Genomic DNA, 21,049 nt, shown 5'->3' on the forward strand with positions numbered 1-21,049 from the left:
GCCCAATCTGCAAGCCATGCTGTTATTGGCGCAGGTGCCGGTGCGGGAAGATATTCTCTTTCGCCTCGATGGTTCGAACCATCGAAGTTTTCTCTGGCGGAAGATCGCCATTGAAGCGCCGCCGATTGCCGACGAAAGCGACGGGCTCTATGGCAGCTTGCACAACGCTCGGGGGCGCCGGCTCTCGATCGATCTGCGTACGGAAACTTGGCAACCCGTCTCTCGGGAGAAATCGATGAAACGCGGCCTGAGTACATTGGTTATCGCCGCAGTCTGGCTTTCCGGCTGTGCCATGCCGGGCGCGGCACCCGGCGAAGGCTTTCCGGATATGCTGGCTGTTGCCGATGCGCGCTGCGGCGATGGCACGATGGCGATCGACACGGCTTTCGACGCGGGGGCGCTGGCATCCTGCACCGTGGGTGACGACGGGCGCATTGCCATCACGCTGTCGCCGGAGGATGCACCGCCGATAAATTGCAGCCCTTGGTATGCGTTTCGCTTGCACAGCAATGCGCCGCGCGTGGTCGGTGTCGATCTCGACTATACGGCCTGCGGGCACCGCTACGAACCGAAAGTGAGCTACGACGGGGTCGACTGGACCAGTCTCGATCCTGCTAACGTCGCAGTGGAAGAGATCGACGGGTCGCGGGTGGCACGCCTTTCCATCCCGACCGATGGACGACCCCTGTTCGTTTCGGCGCAGGAAATTATCGCTCCTGCTGCCTACGATAGCTGGCTGGACGGGCTGGAAGCAAAGGTGTCGGTGGAGCGCGCAACTCTCGGCCTGTCCGCCGAGGGCCGCGCGATCGAGATCGTGCGGATCGGCAATCCGGCGGCATCGGAGCAGGTCGTACTGGTGGGTCGCCAACATCCTCCCGAAGTAACCGGCGCGCTGGCGATGTTCCCATTCGTCGAGACCTTACTCGAAGATACCGAACTGGCCCGGCGTTTCCGCGAACGTTTCCGCGTCCTGGCGGTGCCTCTTCTCAATCCCGACGGTGTGGTGAGGGGGCACTGGCGGCACAATACCGGCGGCGTCGATCTGAACCGCGATTGGGGGCCTTTCACGCAGCCGGAAACACAGCTGATGCGGGACCTGCTGGCGGCAATCGATGACGATCCCGGCAAGCGCCTGCGGCTGTTGCTCGATTTTCATTCGACCGGGCGCGACGTGTTTTACACGATCCCCGACGAGCTGGAGACGGATCCACCGCTCTTCACCCGAAACTGGCTGGCGCGCTACCAGGACCGGATGGACGGTTACGAGGTCTATCGCGACGCACGCCACGAAGTAGGCCGCCCGATATCCAAGGCCTATGCCTTCGATACCTATGGCGTGCCTGCCGTGACATTCGAACTCGGCGACGAGACCGACCGGACGCTGATCCGCCGCATCGGGCGCGAAGCGGCAATCGCCATGATGGAGGAACTACTGGCGACCGACCGGCCATGAATTGCCATTTGCTCCGGCTGCTGGCCGGGTTTGCGTAGGGGGCTTCCTAGCCCTTCCGCCTCGGCCCGAGATAGCCGAACAGGTAGGCGGCCACCTTGCGCATCTGGATCTCCTCCGCGCCTTCGGTGATGCGATAGCGGCGGTGGTGGCGATAGATGTGCTCGAACGGCTTGTGGCGTGAGTAGCCGATGCCGCCGTGCACCTGCATCGCCCGGTCGGCCGCTTCGCACACGAGGCGGTTCGCCCAGTAATTGCACATGGACACCTTGTCGGAGATGGTCCGCTCGATCTCCTCGTGCGGCATGTTGTCCATCTCCCACGCGGTCTTGTAGATCAGAAGGCGCAGCATTTCGCACTGTGTGGCCAGTTCGACCAGCGGGAACTGGATCGCCTGGTTGCGCGCCAGTTCCTCGCCGAATGGTTTGCGCTCACGGGCGTATTTCACGCTCTCCTCGACACAATACTGCGCCGCGCCGAGCGAGGAAGCAGCCTGCCGGATACGGTTCTGGTGGACGAAGCTCTGCGCCAGCGCGAGGCCGCGGCCTTCATGCCCCAGAATCGCGCTGTCGGGCACCCAGACATTCTTGAGCGACAGGCGCGGGTGGTCGGTAGGCATGTTGAAGGTCCACAGCCACTCCTCGATCTCCAGCCCCTCGGTCGGATTGGGGACGAGGAAACAGGTGATACCGCGGGCCGAGCCGTCCTCGCCGTCGGTGCGGGCGAAGAGCGCGCAATGGGTGGCGACGTGCATGCCGGTGATCCACATCTTCTCGCCGTCGATCCGCCAGCCGTCGACACCTTCGCGCGTTTCGCGAACGCCGCGGGTTTCCATGTGGGTGGCGTCCGACCCGTGGTGCGGCTCGGTCAGGCCGAAGGCGACGCGGCGCGAGCCTTCGAAACCGCCGAGGATGAATTCCTGTTTCTGTTCTTCGGTTCCGAAGATCTCGAACATGGCGACGAAAGGGAAATTGCCGACAATCGAATGTTCGTTCTGCAGGTCGTTGTGCAGGCCAAGCCCGCGCTGCGCGAAGCGGTCGCGGATGACCGCCATCCACAGGTTCGACCCGTCCTTGCCGCCATATTTCTTCGGCGCGGAGAAGCGCCAGTGGCCCGCCTCGTCCGCCAGTTTGCGCGCCTGCCGCAGCAGGTCCTCCCATTCGTGATTGGGCAGGCCGCCCCGCTCCCAATCGGTGCGCGCATTCTCGCGGCGATGGTCGAAGAACCGGATGTTATCATCCCTTGCGACCAGCGGTTCGATCTCTGCCTCGATGAAGGAAACGAGTTCGGCGTAGTAGTCCTCGAGATCCTGCGGAATGCTGAAATCCATCAATCGTCTCCGATCCATTGACGCCGCGCCACCGCGAGCGAGGGGTATTTTGGCACATCCGCCGAAAGCTTGGCGAAAGCGGTTTCGCGTAATTCTGCAAGCAGGCCAGGGGACGCGAGATCGATCTCACCTTCCAGCAGCGCCTCGGCGAGTTCGGCGTCGCCTTCGACCGGCATCAGCGCATCGTCCCGTGCGATCATGCCCAAAGCGTTGCGGGCCACGGCAAGCTGGAAGCGGTCGTGCCCTTCCATCCGGTCCTTGATCGTCTCCAGCCATTCGGAAATCGCGGTCGCAACTTCGCCGCTTGTCGCCTCGCCATGCGTTTCGGGCGCTTCTGGAGGAGCAATCGACTGGTTGCGTTCCTCATCCGGCGCGTCTTCTTCGAGCAACAGCAGGAGGTCCAGTTCCTGCTCGCTCGTGCGGCGCGAGATGACGACGCGTTCCAGCATGCGGTCTTCCCCGCTGCGCCAGTAACTTGCCATCTTGAGGCAGCCCAGCGCCCACCAGACGGTGCGATAGACCGTCCAGAAGCGGAAGCGTGCAGGGTCTACCGGCCTGCCGCCTGCCTCTTCGTAGGCCGTGAAATATTCTTCCAGCGAGCCGAGGCCGAGTGCCGGTTTGTCATACCCCCCAAAACGCCACACTGCCATGCAGCCAAACGCGAGGTCTTCGTGCCAGTCACCGAAATGAGCCAGCTCCCAGTCGAGCACGCCGGTCAGATGGCTGTACTCGGCGAGGATATTGCCAAGGCGGAAGTCGCCATGGTTGAGAACGGGTTCGACCGGGTCGGGCAAATTGTCCATCAGCCAGCGCAGGCCCAAGGCGATGATCGGCCTGTCGCCGCCTGCATCCTCGAATTGCTGGCGCAGGTTCGCCACGGCTTCGGCGTAGTCCATGACAGGAACATCGGCGGGCAGGCCGGCCGCGCCCAGTGAATGGATGCGGGCGAGGTCCCTTGCCGCTTCGACGAGGATTTGCCGCGGTAAGTCCATCGCCTGGATCGCACGGGGATCGGGCGTGCCGGGCAGCGCCTCCATGATGAAGCCGGAGCCGAGACCGTCGCTTTCCGCTAGCACGCCTGCGATGCGGGGCGCGGTAACACCCTTGTTCCGCGAGGCCTCGATGATGGCGGCTTCGCTGGCGTGGCCGAAGGGTCGCTCTGTCATGAACTCCATGCTCGGCGCGCGGCGCAGGACATAGTCCTTCCCCTCTGCGCTGAAGCGCCAGCTTTCCATCGTTGCGCCTCCGGTGAGCCGTTTCGCTTCGCCGGGCGTTCCAAGGCCGAGGCGTGCGCACGCCCGCTCAAGTCCGCTTTGCATTGCGCTCGCTCCTCCCCCTTCGTCCATTAGGAAAGCTTGTGCCCCATGACCGCCGCGCTCTCAAGTTCGCTCTCGCACGGTTGCATGGCAGCCGCCCTTCGCTAGGGGTGGGGCTTCTATGGAGCGGGATGAGGAGAAAGCGAATGAGCGATCGCGTGACGAATTACCAAGTCCCTTGCATGGCGAGGCCGACGGGTTGATTTCCTTCGACGAAGCAAGCGCCATCCTGCGCGAAGCGGCAGGACCGCTGGAAGAAGCGCTGGTCGCTATCGATGAAGCTGCCGGACTGCGCCTTTCGCGCTCCGTGGAAGCCCGCATCAATGCGCCCCGTTTCGATGTCTCGGCCATGGACGGATATGCCGTGCGCGATACCGACTTGCCGGGCCCTTTGCGCATCGTCGGTAAATCCTATGCCGGTTCGCAGGCGCCGGCGGGAATATCGCAGGGCGAAGCGGTCCGCATTTTCACCGGCGCCCCGGTTCCGGAAGGGGCCGACCGTGTGCTGGTGCAGGAGATCGTCGAGGCGCGGGGCGAGCGACTCGAGATCGCCGGCGACTATGGCGAGGCGCGGCACATTCGCGCCCGCGGCTCCGATTTTCGCGAAGGCGACACCTTGCTGGAGGCGGGGACCCGGTTGGGGCCACGGCAACTGGTCGGGGCCGCCGCCGCCGATTGCGCAGGGGTCCGAGTCTGGCGGGCTCCGCGGGTCGCATTTCTTGCCACCGGCGACGAACTGGTCGCGCCCGGCGCGGCGGCAGATCGTCCCGGCGCATTGCCCGACAGCATTACGCCGGCCCTTGCCGAGATGGCTCGTCAGTACGGTGCGACGATCGTCGGCAGCGAGGTCGCACCGGACGATCCCGACCGGATCGAGGAACTGGCGGCGCAATTGCTGGCGCGGTGTGATGTCCTTGTGACGATCGGCGGTGCGTCCGTGGGTGAACGCGATTTCGCAAGCCGCTCGATAGAAGGACAGGATTTCCGCACCCTGTTTTCACGGATCGCCATGCGGCCGGGAAAACCGGTCTGGTCCGCGAAGGGCGCAGGTGGGCGCCTCGTGCTCGGCCTGCCCGGCAACCCAACGTCGGCGCTCGTTACCGCCCGGCTTTTCCTCGCGCCTCTCGTGACCGCGCTTGCCGGAGGGGGCTATGACGAGGTGCTGGGCTGGCGCGAACTGGAGCTGACAGAAGATTTGCCCGCGCCCGGACCGCGCGAGCATTTCGGTCGCGGTGCGCTATGGGATGGCAAGGCCGTGCCCTTCGCCAACCAGCAATCGGGAGCGCAGGCCTTGCTCGCCAAGGCCGACCTGCTGCTCCGACAGGCGGGAGGCTCCGACGGTCTTTCGGCAGGACAGACCGTTCAGGCGCTCGACTTCTGACCGGGCAGGGCTACTCTTCGCTTATGCAGGATGCAGCACCCCTGATCGACGGCTTCGGTCGGCGGATCGACTATGTGAGGATGTCGGTCACCGACCGGTGCAATCTGCGCTGCACCTATTGCATGGCGGAGGACATGCAGTTCTTGCCCCGGCGCGACCTGCTGACGCTGGAAGAGCTTGCCGGACTTGCGCGCCATCTCGTTGCTCGCGGCGTGAAGCGCATCCGTCTGACGGGTGGAGAACCGCTGGTAAGGCGCGGATTTCTAGACCTCGCGAGGGAACTCGGCGCCCTTCGCGAACACGGCCTAGAAGAGCTCACCCTGACCACCAACGGCGTGCTCCTGTCCCGGATGGCGGAAGAACTTTTCGATGCCGGGATCGAGCGGATCAACGTTAGCCTCGATACGCTCGCCCCGTCGCGCTTCGCCGCGATTACGCGGGGCGGGGATGTGGCGCGCGTGATCGAGGGGATCGATGCAGCGCGTGCGGCAGGCATCGCGGTCAAGATCAACATGGTCGCCATGCGCGGCGTCAACGACACCGAGTTCGTGTCCATGGCCTACTGGTGCGGCGAGCGTGGCTGCGACCTGTCGCTGATCGAGACGATGCCGCTGGGCGAAGTGGAGGGTGAGCGGGCCGACACCTACCTGCCCCTGACGCAGGCGCGCGCGGCTCTCGAACGCGAACTGACCCTGATGCCGACGACCTACCAGACCGGCGGGCCGTCGCGCTATTTCGAGGTCGCAGGGACCGGGCGCCGGATCGGGTTCATCACGCCGCTGAGCGAGAATTTCTGCTCTTCCTGCAACCGCATCAGGATCGCGGCCACGGGCACGGTCTATGGCTGTCTGGGGCACGACCAGAAGGTCGAGTTGCGGGACATCATGCGTGAAGGCGGCGAGGGCGCGCTCGATGCGGCGATGGATGCGCTGCTGGCGGGCAAGCCCCGGCGGCACGACTTCGATATTGCGGCCGATACGCCTGCGACCTCCCGCCATATGAGCGTTACCGGAGGCTAGACGCGAAAAGCGTTGCAATTGCGAACCGTTTCGACTTGTCTCCGGGTGAGAGAGAAATTGAAATCGTGGAGAGAGAAGAATGGCCGAACACGCCGCGCATGGACCGCTGACCGGATTGAAGGTGGTGGAGTTCCAGGGGATCGGCCCGGGACCACACGTCGCCATGATGCTGGCGGATCTCGGCGCGGAAGTCGTGCGGATCGAGCGTCCGGGACACCAGCCGATGAACCCCGTCGTAGAACGGGCTCGCCACCGCGCCGCCGTCGACCTCAAGAGCGAGGAAGGCCAGCGTTTCGTCCATGAGGCGCTGAAGCACGCGGACGTTCTGGTCGAAGGCTTTCGTCCCGGCGTGATGGAGCGGCTGGGCCTCGGACCCGACGTGCTGCTCGAAGCCAATCCGCGCCTCGTTTATGCGCGCATGACCGGCTGGGGGCAGGACGGTCCGCTGGCGCAGGCTGCCGGGCACGACCTCAACTATATTGCGATCACCGGCGCTCTCGACTCCATCGGGGCGAAAGGTGAATTGCCGATACCGCCGCAGAACCTCGTCGGCGATTTCGGCGGCGGGTCCATGTACTGCGCCATGGGTATCCTCGCCGCGCTTTACGAACGCGAACGCAGCGGCAAGGGGCAGGTCGTCGATGCCGCTATCGTCGACGGCGTGACCAGCCTGATGAGCTTTTTCTACGGCCAGCCGCACAGCGCCCTGCGGACGACCGAGCGCGGCGCGGGCCTTCTTGGCGGGGCGGCGCATTTCTACCGCTGCTATGAATGTGCGGATGGCAAGGAAGTCAGCGTCGGGGCGATCGAGCCGCAGTTCTATGCCGAGCTGCTCCAGCGTGCCGATGCACCCGAGGAATTGCGCGAAGGCCAGATGAACCCGGCGAACTGGGACGATTACACCGAAAAGCTCGCCGCCCTGTTCAAGACGAAGCCGCAGGCGGAATGGGTGAAACTGCTCGAAGGTACCGATGCCTGTTTCGCGCCGGTCGTCCCGCTCGACGAGGCGAAGGACCATCCGCACATGAAGGCGCGCGGTGCTTTCGTCGAACATGGCGGTCGCTCGCACACGGCGCCCGCTCCGCGCTTCGACCGCACGCCGGGCACGATCCGCGACAGTGCACAGGACGGCGAAGAGGTGGTGGCGCGCTGGTCGCAAGGGGGCTAATGGACCGCGCATAAGGAGAGAAATTCCCATGCGCGATTGCACCAAGTTCTACATCGACGGCCAGTGGGTCGACCCGGTCACCGAGAATACCCAGCCGGTCGAGAACCCCGCGACCGAAGAAACCATCGGCCACATCAGCTTCGGCACCAAGGCCGATGTCGACAAGGCGGTCAAGGCCGCGCGTCATGCGTTCGAGAGCTTCAGCCAGACGAGCAAGGAAGAGCGCCTTACCCTGCTCCGCGCAATCCAGGCCGAGATCGCCAATCGCAAGGACGATCTCGCGCTGGCAGTCTCCGACGAGATGGGCGCCCCGATGAGCCTTGCCAACGGCCCGCACACCGGCCTGCTCGCCGGGCACTGCCAGACCGCAATCGAGGTGCTGGAGAAGTTCGAATTCGAACGCCAGGACGGCCCGACGCTCCACATGTGGGAGCCGATCGGCGTGGTCGGCATGATCACCCCGTGGAACTGGCCCTTGAATCAGATCGCCTGCAAGGTCTTCCCCGCGCTGGCGACCGGCAACACGATGATCCTGAAGCCGTCGGAAATCGCACCGTTCGACGCCTATATCTTCGCGGAAATCATGGATGCCGCTGGCGTTCCGGCTGGCGTGTTCAACCTCGTGAATGGTGATGGCCCCGGCGTGGGCGAAGCGATCTCGGGCCATCCCGATATCGACATGGTCAGCTTCACCGGCTCGACCCGTGCGGGCATCCTCATTGCCAAGAACGCCGCCGATACGGTCAAGCGCGTGGCGCAGGAACTGGGCGGCAAGAGCCCCAACATCATCCTCGACGACAGCGCCTTCACCCAGTCGGTCATGCGCGGCACTACCGCGATGATGGGCAATTCGGGCCAGACCTGCACTGCGCCCAGCCGCATGCTCGTGCCGCACAAGCGCATGGAAGAAGCCAAGGCCGCAGCGAAGGAAGCTGCCGAGGGCGTGATCCCGGGCGATCCCAAGGGCAATGCCACCATCGGTCCGGTCGTGTCGAAGGCGCAGTGGGACAAGATCCAGGGCCTCATCGAAAAGGGCATCGAGGAGGGCGCGACGCTGGTCGCAGGCGGTCCCGGCAAGCCGGAAGGCCTCGAGACCGGACACTACGTGAAGCCGACCGTCTTCGCCGACGTCACCAACGACATGACGATCGCGCGCGAGGAGATCTTCGGGCCGGTCCTCGCGATGATCGGCTATGATGATTACGACGACGCCATCCGCATCTCGAACGACACTGAATACGGTCTCGCCAGCCACATCATGGGCGAGGATATCGAGACCGCGAAGAAGCTCGCCAAGCGCATCCGTGCAGGCCGCGTCGCCATCAACGGCGGCTACGACATGAACGCGGCTTTCGGCGGCTACAAGAAATCGGGCAACGGCCGCGAATGGGGAGAGTGGGGCTTCCACGACTTCCTCGAGGTCAAAGCCGTCATGGGGCATAGCTGATGGCGGGCCGGCATTTCGACGAATGGCAGGTCGGCGACAAGCTGACCCACGAAATCCGCCGCACGGTGACCGAAGCGGACAACCTCTTCTTCACCGTGATGACCCACAATCCGCAGCCGCTCCACCTGGACGTGGAATCGGCGAAGGAGAGCGAGTTCGGGCAAATTCTCGTCAACGGGACTTACACTTTCTCGCTGATGGTGGGCCTGAGTGTGGGCGACACCACGCTCGGGACGCTGGTCGCGAACCTGGGTTACGACAAGCTGGTGATGCCCAAGCCGGTATTCATCGGCGACACGCTTCACGCCACCAGCGAGGTCATCGCCCTGCGTGAAAGCAAGTCGCGGCCCGACACCGGCATCGTTACCTTCCTGCACGAAGCGGTAAACCAGCGCGGCGAAGTGGTCTGCCGCTGCGAACGTTCAGCCCTCCTCAAAAAGAAGGGCTGACGATCGCGTGCACCCCTTTTCGCCCTTCGCGCGTTGAAGGGCGAAGGGGAGCGCAATGGCCGAAGAAAAATCCCAGTCCGAAGCCGATGGCGTCGAGAGCGTGCTGGGCGAACTCGACGACCTGACGACCAAGAACGACACGGTTCGCGTCGGCGATGTGCTCGACGATTTCGGCGGGCGCAGCTTCGGTCCCTTCATCATGATTCCGGCCTTGCTGGAGATCACGCCGGTCGGCGGCATTCCGGGCGTGCCGAGCTTCCTTGCCGCAGTCATCGCGCTGATCGCGGTGCAACTTCTCTTCGGCAAGGATCATATCTGGATGCCGCAATGGCTCCAGAACCGTGCCGTGGAGAGCAAGAAGCTGCACAAGGGCATCGCCAAGCTTCGCGGGATCGCCCACTGGCTGGACGAACACAGCCACGGACGCCTCGAGGGCCTCACCGAAGGCCTATGGATCAAGATCGCGGCGGTGGTCATCCTGCTGCTGTGCGCAACGGTTCCGCCGCTCGAAGTCCTGCCGTTCGCCAGCAGCGCGCCCATGCTGGCGATCGCCGCCATCGGCCTGGCGCTGACGGTCCGCGACGGGGTCATCATGCTCGCGGCACTGGCGCTCGCCATCGCGGCGATCGGCGGCGGCACCTATTATTACTACACTTCGGACGAAGAGGGTTCGGGCGGCGGCATGGCCATCGTCGAACCCGTTGCATATCGCATAGCTGCTTGACCTGAACGCGATTGCTCCTGCACATTCCCTCGCGGATGAGGGGATAAGGCATGGACTACCGGATCGGCGTAATCGCAGGTGCCCTGGTGCTGGCAGGCTGCGACCTGTTCGCAGGGGGCGGCGTTAGCGAGGAACAGCGCGGCGATGGCACCGACACGGTCGAACTGGCTGAATTTCCCGACCGTCCCTATTGGGGAGACACCCATCTCCATACCGATGTTTCGGTCGATGCCTTCGGCTTCGGAGTGCGGCTCGGCCCGGAAGACGCGCTGAAGTTCGCGCGCGGGGATGAGGTCACTGCGACCACCGGCATGAGCGCACAGCTCGACCGGCCGCTCGATTTTCTCGTCATTGCCGATCACTCCGATGCGATGGGGGCGACCCGCAGGCTCTATGATGCGCCGCGCATGATGGTGCGCGATCCCACGCTGCGGCGCTGGCGCGACATGATGCACGAAAGCCCCGAGCAATCGACGCGCGCCGTGGCGGAACTGATCACAGCCGCCGCGAACGACGAGATACCCGAGGCACTGCGCGATCCCGAACGCCAGGCGCGTGCGACGCGCCAATTGTGGGACCGGCACCTGGGCCTGCTCGACCGCTATAACGAGCCGGGCACCTTCACCGCCTTCGCTGGCTTCGAATGGACGCTCATGCCGGGCGGCAACAATCTCCACCGCGTGGTGATGTTTCGCGACGGCAGCGCGCGGACCGCGCAGGTCCTGCCCTATCCGGGTCTGGACGGGGACGTCACCGGCCTTTGGGATTACATGGATTCCTACGAACAGAGCACCGGCGGCAAGGTGCTGGCGATCCCGCACAATTCGAACCTGTCGAACGGCATGATGTTCGAATTTTCAGGCCCCGACGGCGGGCCGATGGACGCCGACTATGCCCGCCTCCGCGCGCGGCACGAACCGGTGGTCGAAGTGACGCAGATCAAGGGCGACAGCGAGACGCACCCGTTCCTGTCCCCGAACGACGAATTCGCCAGCTTCGGCGTGGCTGGATGGGAGCTAGGCAACCTTCCGCTGACCGCACGCAGCACGCCGGATATGTTCGCGGGCAGCTATATCCGCTCGGCCCTCTTGCGCGGGCTGACGCTGGAACAGCAGATGGGCGAGAACCCTTATGCCTTCGGCCTGATCGGCTCGACCGACAGTCACACGGCGCTGGCCACGGCAGACGACGACCAATTCTTCGGCAAGCATACCGGCAACGAACCGCGTGCCGACCGCGCTATGTCCGCTCAGAACCTCGGGACGAGAGAGGGCCGTTTCGGCTGGCACTATCTCGCCAGCGGCTATGCGGCCGCCTGGGCGCGCGGCAATACGCGGGCGGAAATCTTCGATGCCTTCATGCGGCGCGAGGTCTATGCGACGACCGGTCCGCGCATGGTGGTGCGCCTCTTCGCAGGCTTCGATTTCGGCGAAAGCGACTGGGAAGGCGACTGGGTGCGCGCAGGCTATTCGCGCGGTGTCCCCATGGGCGGTGACCTGGTGGACGACGGCAAGGCGCCGACCTTCCTCGTCAGCGCGCTGAAGGACCCGGACGGGGCCAATCTGGACCGGGTGCAGATCGTGAAGGGTTGGGTCGATGCCAATGGGGCGGAGCAGGAAAAGGTGTTCGACGTCGCGTGGAGCGCGCGGCCCATGGATGCCGCCTCCAATTCGCCCGTGCCGCCCGTTGGCGATACGGTGAACCGGTCCGAGGCGACCTATGAGAATTCGATCGGGGCGGCTGAATTGCGCGCCACCTGGACCGATCCCGAATATCGCCGGGGACAGCGCGCTTTCTACTATGTGCGCGTACTCGAAATCCCGACGCCGAGCTGGGTCCTCTACGATGCCAAGCGCTTCGGCCTGACGCTGCCGAAGGAAGTCGTGGAGGCCAACGTTATCCAGCAGCGCGCCTATTCCTCGCCGGTCTGGCTGCGTCCGCGCAGGACCCCGGGCGATGCGCCGCCTATCATGCGATGATGCGCCGCCTCCTGCGCGATCCGCTCGCGCATTTCCTGGTGGCAGGCGCTGCAATCTGGGCGGTGCTTGCCTTCGCGGGCGAGCCGGTCGATCCGGCCGAGCGGACTATCCTGCTCACGAAAGAGGAGCAGGCGAACCTCGTCCTCGGCTTCGAGCGCACGATGGGCCGTCCGCCCACCGATGCGGAGCTGGATGCGCAGATCGAAAGCTGGGTGCGCGAAGAGGTGCTCTACCGCGAGGCGCTGCGGCTTGGGCTCGATGCGGGCGATCCGGTCGTGCGCCGGCGCTTGTCGACCAAGATGGACGATCTGGCAGGAGCCGAAGTGGAAACCGCCCGGCCGAGCGAGGAGACGCTCACGGCGTGGCTGCGCGACCATCCCGGACGGTTCGCGGAAGGGGAGCGGTTCACCTTCTCGCAGAAATATTTCCGTAGCGAAGATGCGCTGCACGAGGCACTTGACGCAGCGGGAGATGCAAACGGGCACACCATTTCACTGCCCGAACGCATGACCGATGCGAGTTATGCGGACATCAAGGCGGTCTTCGGCTCGCAATTCGCGTCGCAGATTGCCCGGATGCAGGAGACCTCCGGTGCGCAGGTGACGTCAGGCTATGGCTACCACCTCGTCGACATCGAAGAGCGGGTCGAGGGACGGCAACGGCCCCTCTCGGAAATCCGCGACAGGGTGGAGGCCGACTGGCGCAGTTCGACGGCTGCTGCGCGGCGGGCAAGGGCATTTGATCTCCTTCGCGAAGCTTACCGGATCGAGGTCGAATGATCCGCTGGCTGCTGGCGCTCGCCGTCCTCCTTATCGCAAGCCCCGCCTTGGCGGATGAGTTGCGGCCCGTCTCGATCCAGCTGGAGCAAATCGACGAGGCGCGCTGGAACCTCGGCTGGAGGCAACCGCTCGCCTCGCCGCAGGCCGACCGGACCGCGCGTCCGGATTTGCCGGAGTACTGCGAGTTTTCGGGCGAACCGATGCTCGACAACTCCGCGCTCGCGGTGGTCGGACGAGCGCAAGTCGCTTGCGAAAGCGATATTGCCGGGAGCCGCATCGGCTGGCCCGCCCTCTTCGGACAGGGCGATGCAATCCTGCGCGTGGCCCCTCTAGGCCGACCCGTCCAGGTCTACCGCCTGACCGCGCAAGAGCCCTACGCCGAGGTCGAAGCGCGACCATCGAGCATGCAGGTCTGGCGCGGCTATTTCATAATTGGTGTCGAGCATATCCTAGCGGGATGGGACCATTTGCTGTTCGTCATCGCGCTCGTCCTGCTGGTCGGGCGGACCTGGCCGGTGGTCAAGGCGGCCACGGCCTTCACCGTCGCGCATTCGATCACGCTGGTGGCAACGACGCTGGGGGTCACCGGATTGCCGCAGCGTCCGGTCGAGGCCCTGATCGCACTGTCGATCGTGTTTCTCGCGGTCGAGATCGCGCGCGGCACGAAAGAGACGATCACGCGCCGCCTGCCATGGCTGGTCGCCTTCGCCTTCGGCCTTCTCCACGGCTTCGGTTTCGCAGGGGCCTTGCGCGAGATAGGCTTGCCCGAGGGCGAGGTGCCTGCAGCGCTCGTAAGCTTCAACCTCGGTGTGGAGGCGGGGCAACTGCTGGTGATTGCCGCTGTCCTCGCTGCCTTGGCAGTGATCCGACGCGTGCGGGCTGGGGCCGAAGCGCGCGCCTTGCGTATCGCCTCCTACGCCATTGGCATTACCGGGGCCTACTGGCTGGTGGACCGCGTGATCGGCTGAGTATCGCCGCCGAGCGCCTGCCACAAGATGACCCGAGCGCGCTCCGCCCGTCCCTTCGCCGCCGCCGCGCGTTCGCCGCTGGCATCGGCCGCACGGCGCGCTTCGAGCACGGTGAGAAAATCCGCAAGGCCAGCGCGTTGCCGCGTTTCGGCGAGCGAGGCGGCGCGTTGCAGGCTGGCAGCTTCCTGCGCGGCAGCGGCGGCTTCGCGGTCGGCGGCAGCGACGAGGCCATAGGCCCCTTCTGCATCGCCGAGCGCGGTGTAGACGGCCCCGCGATAGGCTTCGAATGCGGCGCGCTTTTCGGCCGCGGCACCGTCGATCTCGGCCTCGATCCGCCCGAAATCGAGCAGGGGCGCGGCGACGGAGGCGGCGAGGCTGCCGATGATGGAATCGCTGTCTAACAGGTCGCCCGGGCTGAAGGCCAGCAGGCCGATGGCGGCCGACAGGTCGAAAACCGGAAAACGGCGGCGGGCGGCCGCGGCCAGCTCCGCATCTTCCGCGGCGAGCGTCGCTGCGGCGGCAAGGACATCTGCGCGATTGGCAAGCAAGGCGCTGGGCAGGGTGGCGGGGGCAGCAGGCAGTCCGCTTTCGCGAGGCGACATCGCCAGTGCCGAACGGACCTGTGCCCCGCCTTGCGCGGTAAGGGTGACGAGGCGGCCGATCAGGCGGGCACGCTCGCTCTCCAGCGCGGCGAGGCGGCTCCGCGAAGCGTCGGCGGCACTTTCCGCTCTCACGCGGTCGAAGCCGGGCGCGATGCCCGCATCTTCGCGGACCCTGGACAGGCGCGCGAGTTCTTCGGCTGCGGCCAGGTCGTCCTCGATGGCGCTGGCCCTCGCATCGAGCGTGCGCCAGTCGATCACGCTGGCGGCGATTTCGGCGAGCAGGGCGCTACGTACCCCGCGGGCGCTGGATGATGCCGCATCGATCCGGGCGAGCGCTGCGCGTTCCTGCGCGCGCAGGCGGCCGAAGATGTCCGGGTCCCAGCGCGCGGTGACATTGGCCGCGTAGGAAAGCTGCTCGGTATCGAAAGAAATGGCCGATGGCAGGTCGCCGCCGAATTGCGCCGGATTGCTGCGACGTCCTTCGACCGTTGCATTCGCGCCCACGGAGGGTAGGCGGTTCGCGCCGCGCAGGTCTGCGCCTGCACGCGCCTGGTCGATCCGCGCCAGCGCCTCGCCCAGCGTGGGCGAACTGGCGAGAGCCTGCGCGGCCAGCGTGTCGTAAGCAGGATCGTCAGCGGGAAGCAGCGCGGCGAGGCTGGTCGCAGACGCAGCGTCGGGAGCGAACAAATATTCCGGCGGCAGGACCGGTGCGGGCGTGGCGATTTCGGGCGGCGGCCCGGCAACGCATCCGGCCAGCGCCAGCGCGCATGTGGAAGCGAGTAGCAAGCGCATCATTCGCCGCCCTTGGCCGGGATATAGGCATCGACCTGCTGGCCCACGCGGAACAGCGTTTCGCCCGTCGATGCCGCCTCGGGCAATTCGTAGAGCACTTGCAGGACCCGCACGTCGACGCGCTCGGCAGCGGAATTGGTCAGCGAGCGCTTGGGCACCACCAGCGGTTCGGCGCGCACGAAGGTCGCCTCTACCTGCTGGTCGGATGCGCCACGCGGGCTGACGGTCGCCACTGCGCCCATGTCGAGGCGGGGTGCCTGCTCCTCGTCGATATCGATCCGGACATAGAGCGGTCGTGTCTGACCCATCTCGATGAAGGGCTGCGATCCGCCGCCGCCCATGGTGCTTACATATTCGCCCTTGCGGATATTCACCGCCAGGATTTCGCCCGCGATGGGTGCGCGCACGGTCAGGCGACCGATTTCGGTCCGCGCGCTGGCGGCACGCGCCTGGGCGGCCTGCAAGCGTGCACGGGCAAGCGACAGGCGCTGAGCAGCGGCACTCGCTTCGCCCTCGGCCCGGATGACTTCGGAGCGGCTGACGGCGGCGGGATCATCGACATCGCGATAGAGCGCCAATTGCTGCGATGCCGTAGCGCGCGCGGTCTCCGCCTCGGCAATCGCGGCGCGCGCTTCGCCAATGGCGGCTTCCGCTTCGCGCAGGGCAGAGCGGGCGGCGCGGTCGTCCACGGTGAACAGCGTCTGGCCTTCGCTCACGCGGTCGCCGGGCTGGACGAACAGGCCGGTGACGAGGCCCGACAAGGCCGAGCCGATCTGCACGACCTCGCTCGACGGTTCGACCACGCCCGATCCGGCAACGCGCGGCGCATCGGCAAGCTGCTCGGGCGCGCGCGGCGGCTCGTTCTCCGGTTCGGACAATTCGCGATCGGGCAGACCCGAAACGATGAAGATAATGGCGAGCAGCAGCGCCAGCCCGGCGATGGCGGGCAGCACCTGCCGGGAAAAGCTGAGATTGCGGAGATTGAAAGCCATATCAGTGTTCCTCGGGCATTTCGGTGCCGTCATGGATGATCTTGCCGTCCTCGAGCACGAGGATGCGGTCGGCGAGATCGAAAACGCGGTTGTCGTGAGTGACGATGATGCAGGCGCGATCTTCGGCGACGGCCACTTCGCGCAAGAGGTCCATCACCCGCCTGCCGGATGATGCGTCGAGCGCGGCAGTGGGTTCGTCGCACACCACCAGTCGCGGTTCGTGGACGAGCGCGCGGGCGATGGCGACGCGCTGTTGCTGGCCGCCCGAAAGCTGGTTCGGCAGCTTGTCGGCCTGGTCCGCGATATTCAGCTTTGCCATCATCTCTACCGCACGTTCGCGGGCCTCGTGACGGTCCATCCCCTGCGCGATTAGCGGGACGGCGGCATTGCTGGCCGCGTCGATGGCGGGGATCAGATTGTACTGCTGGAAGATGAAACCGATGTTGTTGAGGCGGAACTCGACCAGTTCGGTGTCGCTCAATTCGTATATGTCGGTGCCGAAAACCTTCACCTCGCCCTCGGTCGGCCAGAGGATGCCGCACATGATCGAGATCATGGTCGTCTTGCCCGAGCCGCTTTCCCCGACGAGATAGGTCAGCTCGCCCGCGCGGATGTCGAGGTCGATGCCGTGCAGGACGGTGATCGTCTGCTGACCGGCCTTGAAGTCGCGCGTGACGCCGCGCGTGCAGATGGCAGGGGCCTCGCTCACCGGAACACCGCCGCAGGTTCGGTCTTGAGGACGTTGCGCAGGGCCAGCCAGCCGGTCAGCGCTAGGATCAGCGTGACCGCGACGAGGCTGATGATCGGTATCTGCCAGGGGATATAGAAGCCCTTGAAGGTCGGGTTGGCCGAAAAGCTCCAGATGAAGGCCAGCGTGCCCAGCACGCCGAGGCCGTAGCCGACGAAGCCGACCAGCGCGGCCTGCGCGGCCACCATCTTGCGGATCTTGCCATTGGTGACGCCGATCGCCTTCAGCGCCCCGAACTGCTTGATATTGTCGCGGATGAAGAGGCTGAAGGTCAGGCCGACGATGGCGACCCCCACGATGAAGCCGAGCGCGACAGTGATCCCGAAATTGAGCGGGATGCCGGTGTTCTCGATGATGAAATCGACCCCGTCGCGGGCGAATTCGTCGCGCGTCTGCGCTTTCAGTCCCGTCTCGCGCTCGATCTTTTCCGATAGCGCCTTGGCCTGCGAGGGATCTTCCGCGCCGACCAGCACGAAGGACAGGCGGTTGCGCGTGCCAGGGACGTAATTCAGCGCCTGGCTGTATTTGGTATAAAGCACGACGGTGCTGGTGAAGCTGGGCGTCGCATCGGCGATGCCGCGGATCACTGCCCGCTGGTCGTTCAACTCCAACCGCTCGCCAATCGGCGATTGCCCGGGGAACATGCGGGTCATGCCGACATCGTCGATAATCACGCTGTCGGGCTGGGAGAGGACGTCGGAAGAGCCTTCGACCATGTTTTTGGGCAGGCCGATCAGCGTCGCGTCGTCTACCCCGATCACTGCCACGCCTTCCAGGTCGCCGCTCTTGGTGCGCACGCTGGCCTGCGCGCGGATGTGTGGCACGGCCCATTCGACACCCGGAACGCCGCGAACCTTGTCGAGTGCGGTGGAGGGTAGGGCATAGGAAACATCGGTCGTGCGGCTGACCGGGTCCATGACCCAGACGTCGGCGCTGGAGACATTGTAGACCCCGCTAGCCCCGCGTTCGAGCAGGTTCACGAAAATCGTCAGCTGCTGGGTGATGAGGAGCGTCGAGAACGCGATGCCGAATACCAGCCCGTAGAACTTCTGGGCATCCCCGGTCAGCATTCTGATTGCGATCCAGATCACGGCGCTTGGTTGCCTTTGCTGTGCGACTCGTTCATTAGTGAACGGAGGCGTTCAACTGAACGGGACCGTTCACTTTGTCAACTGCTGCTGAAAAGCGATCGATCGGAAGGCCGGCGGACCAGGCCAAGCGGGAAGCGATTCTCGCCGCGGCTGCCCGTTCCTTTTTTGAGAAGGGCTTTGCCGCCACCTCGATCGAGCAGGTCGCTGCGGATGCCGGCGTATCGAAGGTGACGATCTACAATCATTTCGGCGACAAGCAGGCGCTGTTTGCGGCCTCGGTCGACCGTGAGTGCGCGACCATGCGCTCCAGCCTGGAACTGACGTCTCTGCCGACGGGGACCTTGCGCCAGCGGTTGACCGCGATCGCAGAGGCAATGGTCGCATTCCTGACGCGCGATGAAATGGTGCAGTTCGACCGGCGCATCGCCGCGGAAACAGAGCGTGATCCGACCATCGGCGAGGCGTTCCTGCAGGCGGGCCCCTACCGTATGCGGAAGGCTTTCGCGGGCTTGCTCGACACGATGGTGGCAAGCGGTGAACTCGCCATCGACGACACTTCGCTCGCGGTCGAACAGTTCGTTTCCATGTGCAAGGGCATGGGCGATCTGGAGCGGCGTTTCGGCCGCCCGGTCGACGCGGAACTGGAACGCAGGCGCATCGAAGGCGCGGTCGATGTCTTCTGCCGCGCCTATGCCGTCGAAGAGTGTGATCGGAAATAGGACGAATTGGCGAGTGGTCTAAACTTGCCATTCACCTGCGCGATCCTACATTCTGGTGAGATTGAAAGGAATGTCCGCTCATGCGCGATCAGAATCAGGACCAGCAGCCCGATCCCGAGGGTAACGGCCCTAACCCCTGGCTGAAGAGCCTCCTCGTCTGGGGCGGGGTATTTCTCGGCCTGCTCCTGGTCGTCTCGATGTTCGGCAACTCGTCCGGTGGCGGCGGTACGCCGCTGCTCTATTCCGACTTCAAGGAACGCGTTGCGGCAGGCGATGTGAAATCGGTCGAGATTTCCGACGAGCAGATCACCGGCACGACCAAGGAAGGCGAGGTGTTCAGCACCGTCCCGGTTGCCAGCGACACGTCTCTGCCCAAGCTGCTGGAAGACAACGGCGTCCAGTATTCGGGCAAGGAAGCAGGCAGCCAGAATATCCTGCTTTACGCGCTCATCAACATGCTCCCCTTCATCCTGATCCTCGGCATCGCGATCTTCGCGCTGCGGCAGGTGCAGAAGGGCGGCGGCGCCGGTGGCGCCATGGGCTTCGGCAAGTCCAAGGCCAAGATGCTGACCGAAAAGCAGGGCCGCGTGACCTTCGAAGACGTGGCCGGCATCGACGAGGCGCGCGAAGAGCTGGAAGAGATCGTCGAATTCCTCAAGGACCCGAGCCGCTTTTCCAAGCTCGGTGGCCAGATTCCCAAGGGTGCGCTGCTGGTCGGCTCGCCGGGTACCGGTAAGACGCTGCTGGCCCGCGCCATCGCGGGCGAGGCGGGCGTGCCCTTCTTCACCATTTCGGGTTCGGACTTCGTCGAAATGTTCGTCGGCGTCGGTGCAAGCCGTGTGCGCGACATGTTCGAGCAGGCGAAGAAGAACGCGCCCTGCATCGTCTTCATCGACGAAATCGACGCGGTCGGCCGCAGCCGTGGCCATGGCCTCGGCAATTCGAACGACGAGCGCGAGCAGACGCTGAACCAGTTGCTGGTCGAGATGGATGGCTTCGAAGCCAATGAAGGCATCATCATCATCGCGGCGACCAACCGCCCCGACGTTCTGGACCCCGCGCTGCTGCGTCCGGGCCGTTTCGACCGCCAGGTCGTGGTGCCGGTCCCCGATATCGACGGGCGCGAGAAGATCCTCGCCGTCCACATGCGCAAGCTCCCGCTGGCGCCCGATGTGAACCCGCGCACCATCGCGCGCGGCACCCCGGGCTTCTCGGGCGCCGACCTCGCTAACCTGTGCAATGAGGCGGCCCTGCTGGCTGCGCGCCGCAACAAGCGTCTCGTTGCCATGCAGGAATTCGAGGACGCGAAGGACAAGGTCATGATGGGCGCGGAACGCCGCTCCATGGTCATGACCGAAGACGAGAAGAAGATGACCGCCTATCACGAGGCAGGCCACGCGCTTGTTTCCATCAATGAACCGGCATCCGATCCCATTCACAAGGCGACGATCATCCCACGCGGCCGTGCGCTGGGTATGGTGATGCGCCTGCCGGAACGCGACAATTACTCGTATCACCGCGACAAGATGCACGCGAACCTCGCCGTCGCCATGGGCGGCCGCGTGGCGGAAGAAATCATCTTCGGCCACGACAAGGTCTCGAGCGGCGCGAGCGGCGACATCCAGTATGCCACCGACCTTGCGCGCAACATGGTCACCAAGTGGGGCATGAGCGACAAGCTCGGACCCCTCCAGTACGAGCAGAGCCAAGAAGGCTATCTCGGCATGGGCCAGACCGCGCGCACGATGGGCGGTGCGGAAACCAACAAGCTGATCGACGCCGAGATCAAGGAACTGGTCGAGGGCGGTCTCAAGCGGGCTACCGAAGTGCTGACGGAGCAGGAGGACAAGCTCCACCTGCTCGCCCAGGCGCTGCTCGAATACGAGACCCTCACCGGTGAAGAGATCGACCAGCTGATGAAGGGCGGAAAGATCGACCGTCCCGATGCTCCGACCGGCCCGGTCGCGGTCAAGCCGACCACCGGCAGCGCCGTTCCCAAATCGGGCAAGAAGTTCGGTGGAGGCACCGCGCCCCAGGCGGGATAATTCCTGTTCGGCTGGCGTTCAGCCCCAGTGATCGAAAGCTCCGTTCCCTG

General features: G+C 65.0%; 18 protein-coding genes. 12 read left to right on the top strand and 6 right to left on the bottom strand.

Features of this window, described 5'->3' with window-relative positions:
- Positions 1-16: 16 nt before the first annotated feature.
- Positions 17-1,453 (top strand): M14 family metallopeptidase, encoded by a 1,437-nt coding sequence (locus tag K3179_RS06930; RefSeq protein ID WP_221563403.1) that lies wholly within the window; start codon positions 17-19, stop codon positions 1,451-1,453.
- A 46-nt stretch (positions 1,454-1,499) separates the two neighbouring features.
- Here the strand turns inward: K3179_RS06930 and K3179_RS06935 are convergent, their stop codons facing one another.
- Both K3179_RS06935 and K3179_RS06940 read right to left on the bottom strand, forming a co-directional pair.
- Complete coding sequence (locus K3179_RS06935; protein WP_221563405.1) at positions 1,500-2,780, bottom strand: acyl-CoA dehydrogenase family protein; 1,281 nt, start codon at positions 2,778-2,780, stop codon at positions 1,500-1,502.
- A complete protein-coding gene (locus K3179_RS06940; protein WP_247712903.1) occupies positions 2,780-4,099 on the bottom strand; it encodes a phosphotransferase family protein in 1,320 nt (439 codons plus the stop codon). The genes K3179_RS06935 and K3179_RS06940 overlap by 1 nt, the downstream gene beginning before the upstream one ends.
- Positions 4,100-4,217: 118 nt before the next feature.
- Here K3179_RS06940 and K3179_RS06945 point away from each other — a divergent pair, with 118 nt between their 5' ends.
- The 9 genes from K3179_RS06945 (at position 4,218) to K3179_RS06985 (ending at position 14,010) form a co-directional block, all read left to right on the top strand.
- Complete coding sequence (locus K3179_RS06945) at positions 4,218-5,477, top strand: molybdopterin molybdotransferase MoeA (protein WP_221563409.1); 1,260 nt, start codon at positions 4,218-4,220, stop codon at positions 5,475-5,477.
- Positions 5,478-5,500: 23 nt separating this feature from the next.
- Positions 5,501-6,496, top strand: a complete 996-nt coding sequence (gene moaA / locus K3179_RS06950; protein ID WP_221563411.1) for a GTP 3',8-cyclase MoaA — start codon at positions 5,501-5,503, stop codon at positions 6,494-6,496.
- Positions 6,497-6,575: 79 nt separating this feature from the next.
- Positions 6,576-7,664, top strand: coding sequence for a CaiB/BaiF CoA transferase family protein (locus K3179_RS06955; RefSeq protein ID WP_221563413.1), 1,089 nt, complete (start codon positions 6,576-6,578; stop codon positions 7,662-7,664).
- Between the two features lie 28 nt (positions 7,665-7,692).
- Entirely contained in the window at positions 7,693-9,111 is a 1,419-nt protein-coding gene (locus K3179_RS06960) for an aldehyde dehydrogenase family protein (RefSeq protein ID WP_221563415.1), read from the top strand.
- Positions 9,111-9,560: a MaoC family dehydratase gene (locus K3179_RS06965; protein WP_221563417.1), complete on the top strand. Its 450-nt coding sequence runs from the start codon at positions 9,111-9,113 to the stop codon at positions 9,558-9,560. Before K3179_RS06960 ends, K3179_RS06965 begins: the two co-directional genes overlap by 1 nt.
- Positions 9,561-9,615: 55 nt before the next feature.
- The gene (locus tag K3179_RS06970; protein ID WP_221563419.1) at positions 9,616-10,284 is read left to right on the top strand and encodes an exopolysaccharide biosynthesis protein; all 669 of its coding nucleotides are present in this window, start codon (positions 9,616-9,618) and stop codon (positions 10,282-10,284) included.
- Between the two features lie 50 nt (positions 10,285-10,334).
- Positions 10,335-12,263: a DUF3604 domain-containing protein gene (locus tag K3179_RS06975; RefSeq protein WP_221563421.1), complete on the top strand. Its 1,929-nt coding sequence runs from the start codon at positions 10,335-10,337 to the stop codon at positions 12,261-12,263.
- Entirely contained in the window at positions 12,260-13,042 is a 783-nt protein-coding gene (locus tag K3179_RS06980; RefSeq protein ID WP_221563423.1) for a peptidyl-prolyl cis-trans isomerase, read from the top strand. The genes K3179_RS06975 and K3179_RS06980 overlap by 4 nt, the downstream gene beginning before the upstream one ends.
- Positions 13,039-14,010 (top strand): HupE/UreJ family protein, encoded by a 972-nt coding sequence (locus tag K3179_RS06985; RefSeq protein WP_221563425.1) that lies wholly within the window; start codon positions 13,039-13,041, stop codon positions 14,008-14,010. The genes K3179_RS06980 and K3179_RS06985 overlap by 4 nt, the downstream gene beginning before the upstream one ends.
- Here K3179_RS06985 and K3179_RS06990 read toward each other — a convergent pair.
- Genes K3179_RS06990 through K3179_RS07005 form a run of 4 tightly spaced genes read right to left on the bottom strand, consistent with a single transcriptional unit; the run spans position 13,980 to position 18,235 of the window.
- Entirely contained in the window at positions 13,980-15,407 is a 1,428-nt protein-coding gene (locus K3179_RS06990; protein WP_221563427.1) for an efflux transporter outer membrane subunit, read from the bottom strand. The two genes, K3179_RS06985 and K3179_RS06990, sit on opposite strands and share 31 nt — an antisense overlap.
- Entirely contained in the window at positions 15,404-16,396 is a 993-nt protein-coding gene (locus K3179_RS06995; RefSeq protein ID WP_221563436.1) for an efflux RND transporter periplasmic adaptor subunit, read from the bottom strand. The genes K3179_RS06990 and K3179_RS06995 overlap by 4 nt, the downstream gene beginning before the upstream one ends.
- Before the next feature lies 1 nt (position 16,397).
- Positions 16,398-17,105 (bottom strand): ABC transporter ATP-binding protein, encoded by a 708-nt coding sequence (locus K3179_RS07000; RefSeq protein ID WP_090476461.1) that lies wholly within the window; start codon positions 17,103-17,105, stop codon positions 16,398-16,400.
- On the bottom strand, positions 17,102-18,235 hold the full coding sequence (locus tag K3179_RS07005; protein ID WP_221563438.1) for an ABC transporter permease: 1,134 nt from the start codon (positions 18,233-18,235) through the stop codon (positions 17,102-17,104). Before K3179_RS07005 ends, K3179_RS07000 begins: the two co-directional genes overlap by 4 nt.
- Before the next feature lie 74 nt (positions 18,236-18,309).
- Here K3179_RS07005 and K3179_RS07010 point away from each other — a divergent pair, with 74 nt between their 5' ends.
- A complete protein-coding gene (locus K3179_RS07010) occupies positions 18,310-18,954 on the top strand; it encodes a TetR/AcrR family transcriptional regulator (RefSeq protein WP_221563440.1) in 645 nt (214 codons plus the stop codon).
- A gap of 80 nt (positions 18,955-19,034) precedes the next feature.
- Entirely contained in the window at positions 19,035-20,999 is a 1,965-nt protein-coding gene (ftsH, locus tag K3179_RS07015) for an ATP-dependent zinc metalloprotease FtsH (protein WP_221563442.1), read from the top strand.
- Positions 21,000-21,049: the final 50 nt, after the last annotated feature.

This window comes from Qipengyuania intermedia (genome assembly GCF_019711615.1).
Classification (GTDB): Bacteria; Pseudomonadota; Alphaproteobacteria; order Sphingomonadales; family Sphingomonadaceae; genus Qipengyuania; species Qipengyuania intermedia.

Excerpts from the sequence above, each read along its gene's own strand:
- K3179_RS06960 (WP_221563415.1), top strand. The coding sequence starts at position 7,693 with ATGCGCGATTGCACCAAGTTCTACATCGACGGCCAGTGGGTCGACCCG.
- K3179_RS06930 (WP_221563403.1), top strand. The coding sequence starts at position 17 with ATGCTGTTATTGGCGCAGGTGCCGGTGCGGGAAGATATTCTCTTTCGC.
- K3179_RS06990 (WP_221563427.1), bottom strand. The coding sequence starts at position 15,407 with ATGATGCGCTTGCTACTCGCTTCCACATGCGCGCTGGCGCTGGCCGGA.
- K3179_RS06935 (WP_221563405.1), bottom strand. The coding sequence starts at position 2,780 with ATGGATTTCAGCATTCCGCAGGATCTCGAGGACTACTACGCCGAACTC.
- K3179_RS06995 (WP_221563436.1), bottom strand. The coding sequence starts at position 16,396 with ATGGCTTTCAATCTCCGCAATCTCAGCTTTTCCCGGCAGGTGCTGCCC.
- K3179_RS06980 (WP_221563423.1), top strand. The coding sequence starts at position 12,260 with ATGATGCGCCGCCTCCTGCGCGATCCGCTCGCGCATTTCCTGGTGGCA.
- K3179_RS06965 (WP_221563417.1), top strand. The coding sequence starts at position 9,111 with ATGGCGGGCCGGCATTTCGACGAATGGCAGGTCGGCGACAAGCTGACC.
- moaA (WP_221563411.1), top strand. The coding sequence starts at position 5,501 with ATGCAGGATGCAGCACCCCTGATCGACGGCTTCGGTCGGCGGATCGAC.
- K3179_RS06975 (WP_221563421.1), top strand. The coding sequence starts at position 10,335 with ATGGACTACCGGATCGGCGTAATCGCAGGTGCCCTGGTGCTGGCAGGC.
- K3179_RS06985 (WP_221563425.1), top strand. The coding sequence starts at position 13,039 with ATGATCCGCTGGCTGCTGGCGCTCGCCGTCCTCCTTATCGCAAGCCCC.
- K3179_RS06940 (WP_247712903.1), bottom strand. The coding sequence starts at position 4,099 with ATGCAAAGCGGACTTGAGCGGGCGTGCGCACGCCTCGGCCTTGGAACG.
- K3179_RS06945 (WP_221563409.1), top strand. The coding sequence starts at position 4,218 with ATGGAGCGGGATGAGGAGAAAGCGAATGAGCGATCGCGTGACGAATTA.
- K3179_RS06970 (WP_221563419.1), top strand. The coding sequence starts at position 9,616 with ATGGCCGAAGAAAAATCCCAGTCCGAAGCCGATGGCGTCGAGAGCGTG.
- K3179_RS06955 (WP_221563413.1), top strand. The coding sequence starts at position 6,576 with ATGGCCGAACACGCCGCGCATGGACCGCTGACCGGATTGAAGGTGGTG.
- ftsH (WP_221563442.1), top strand. The coding sequence starts at position 19,035 with ATGCGCGATCAGAATCAGGACCAGCAGCCCGATCCCGAGGGTAACGGC.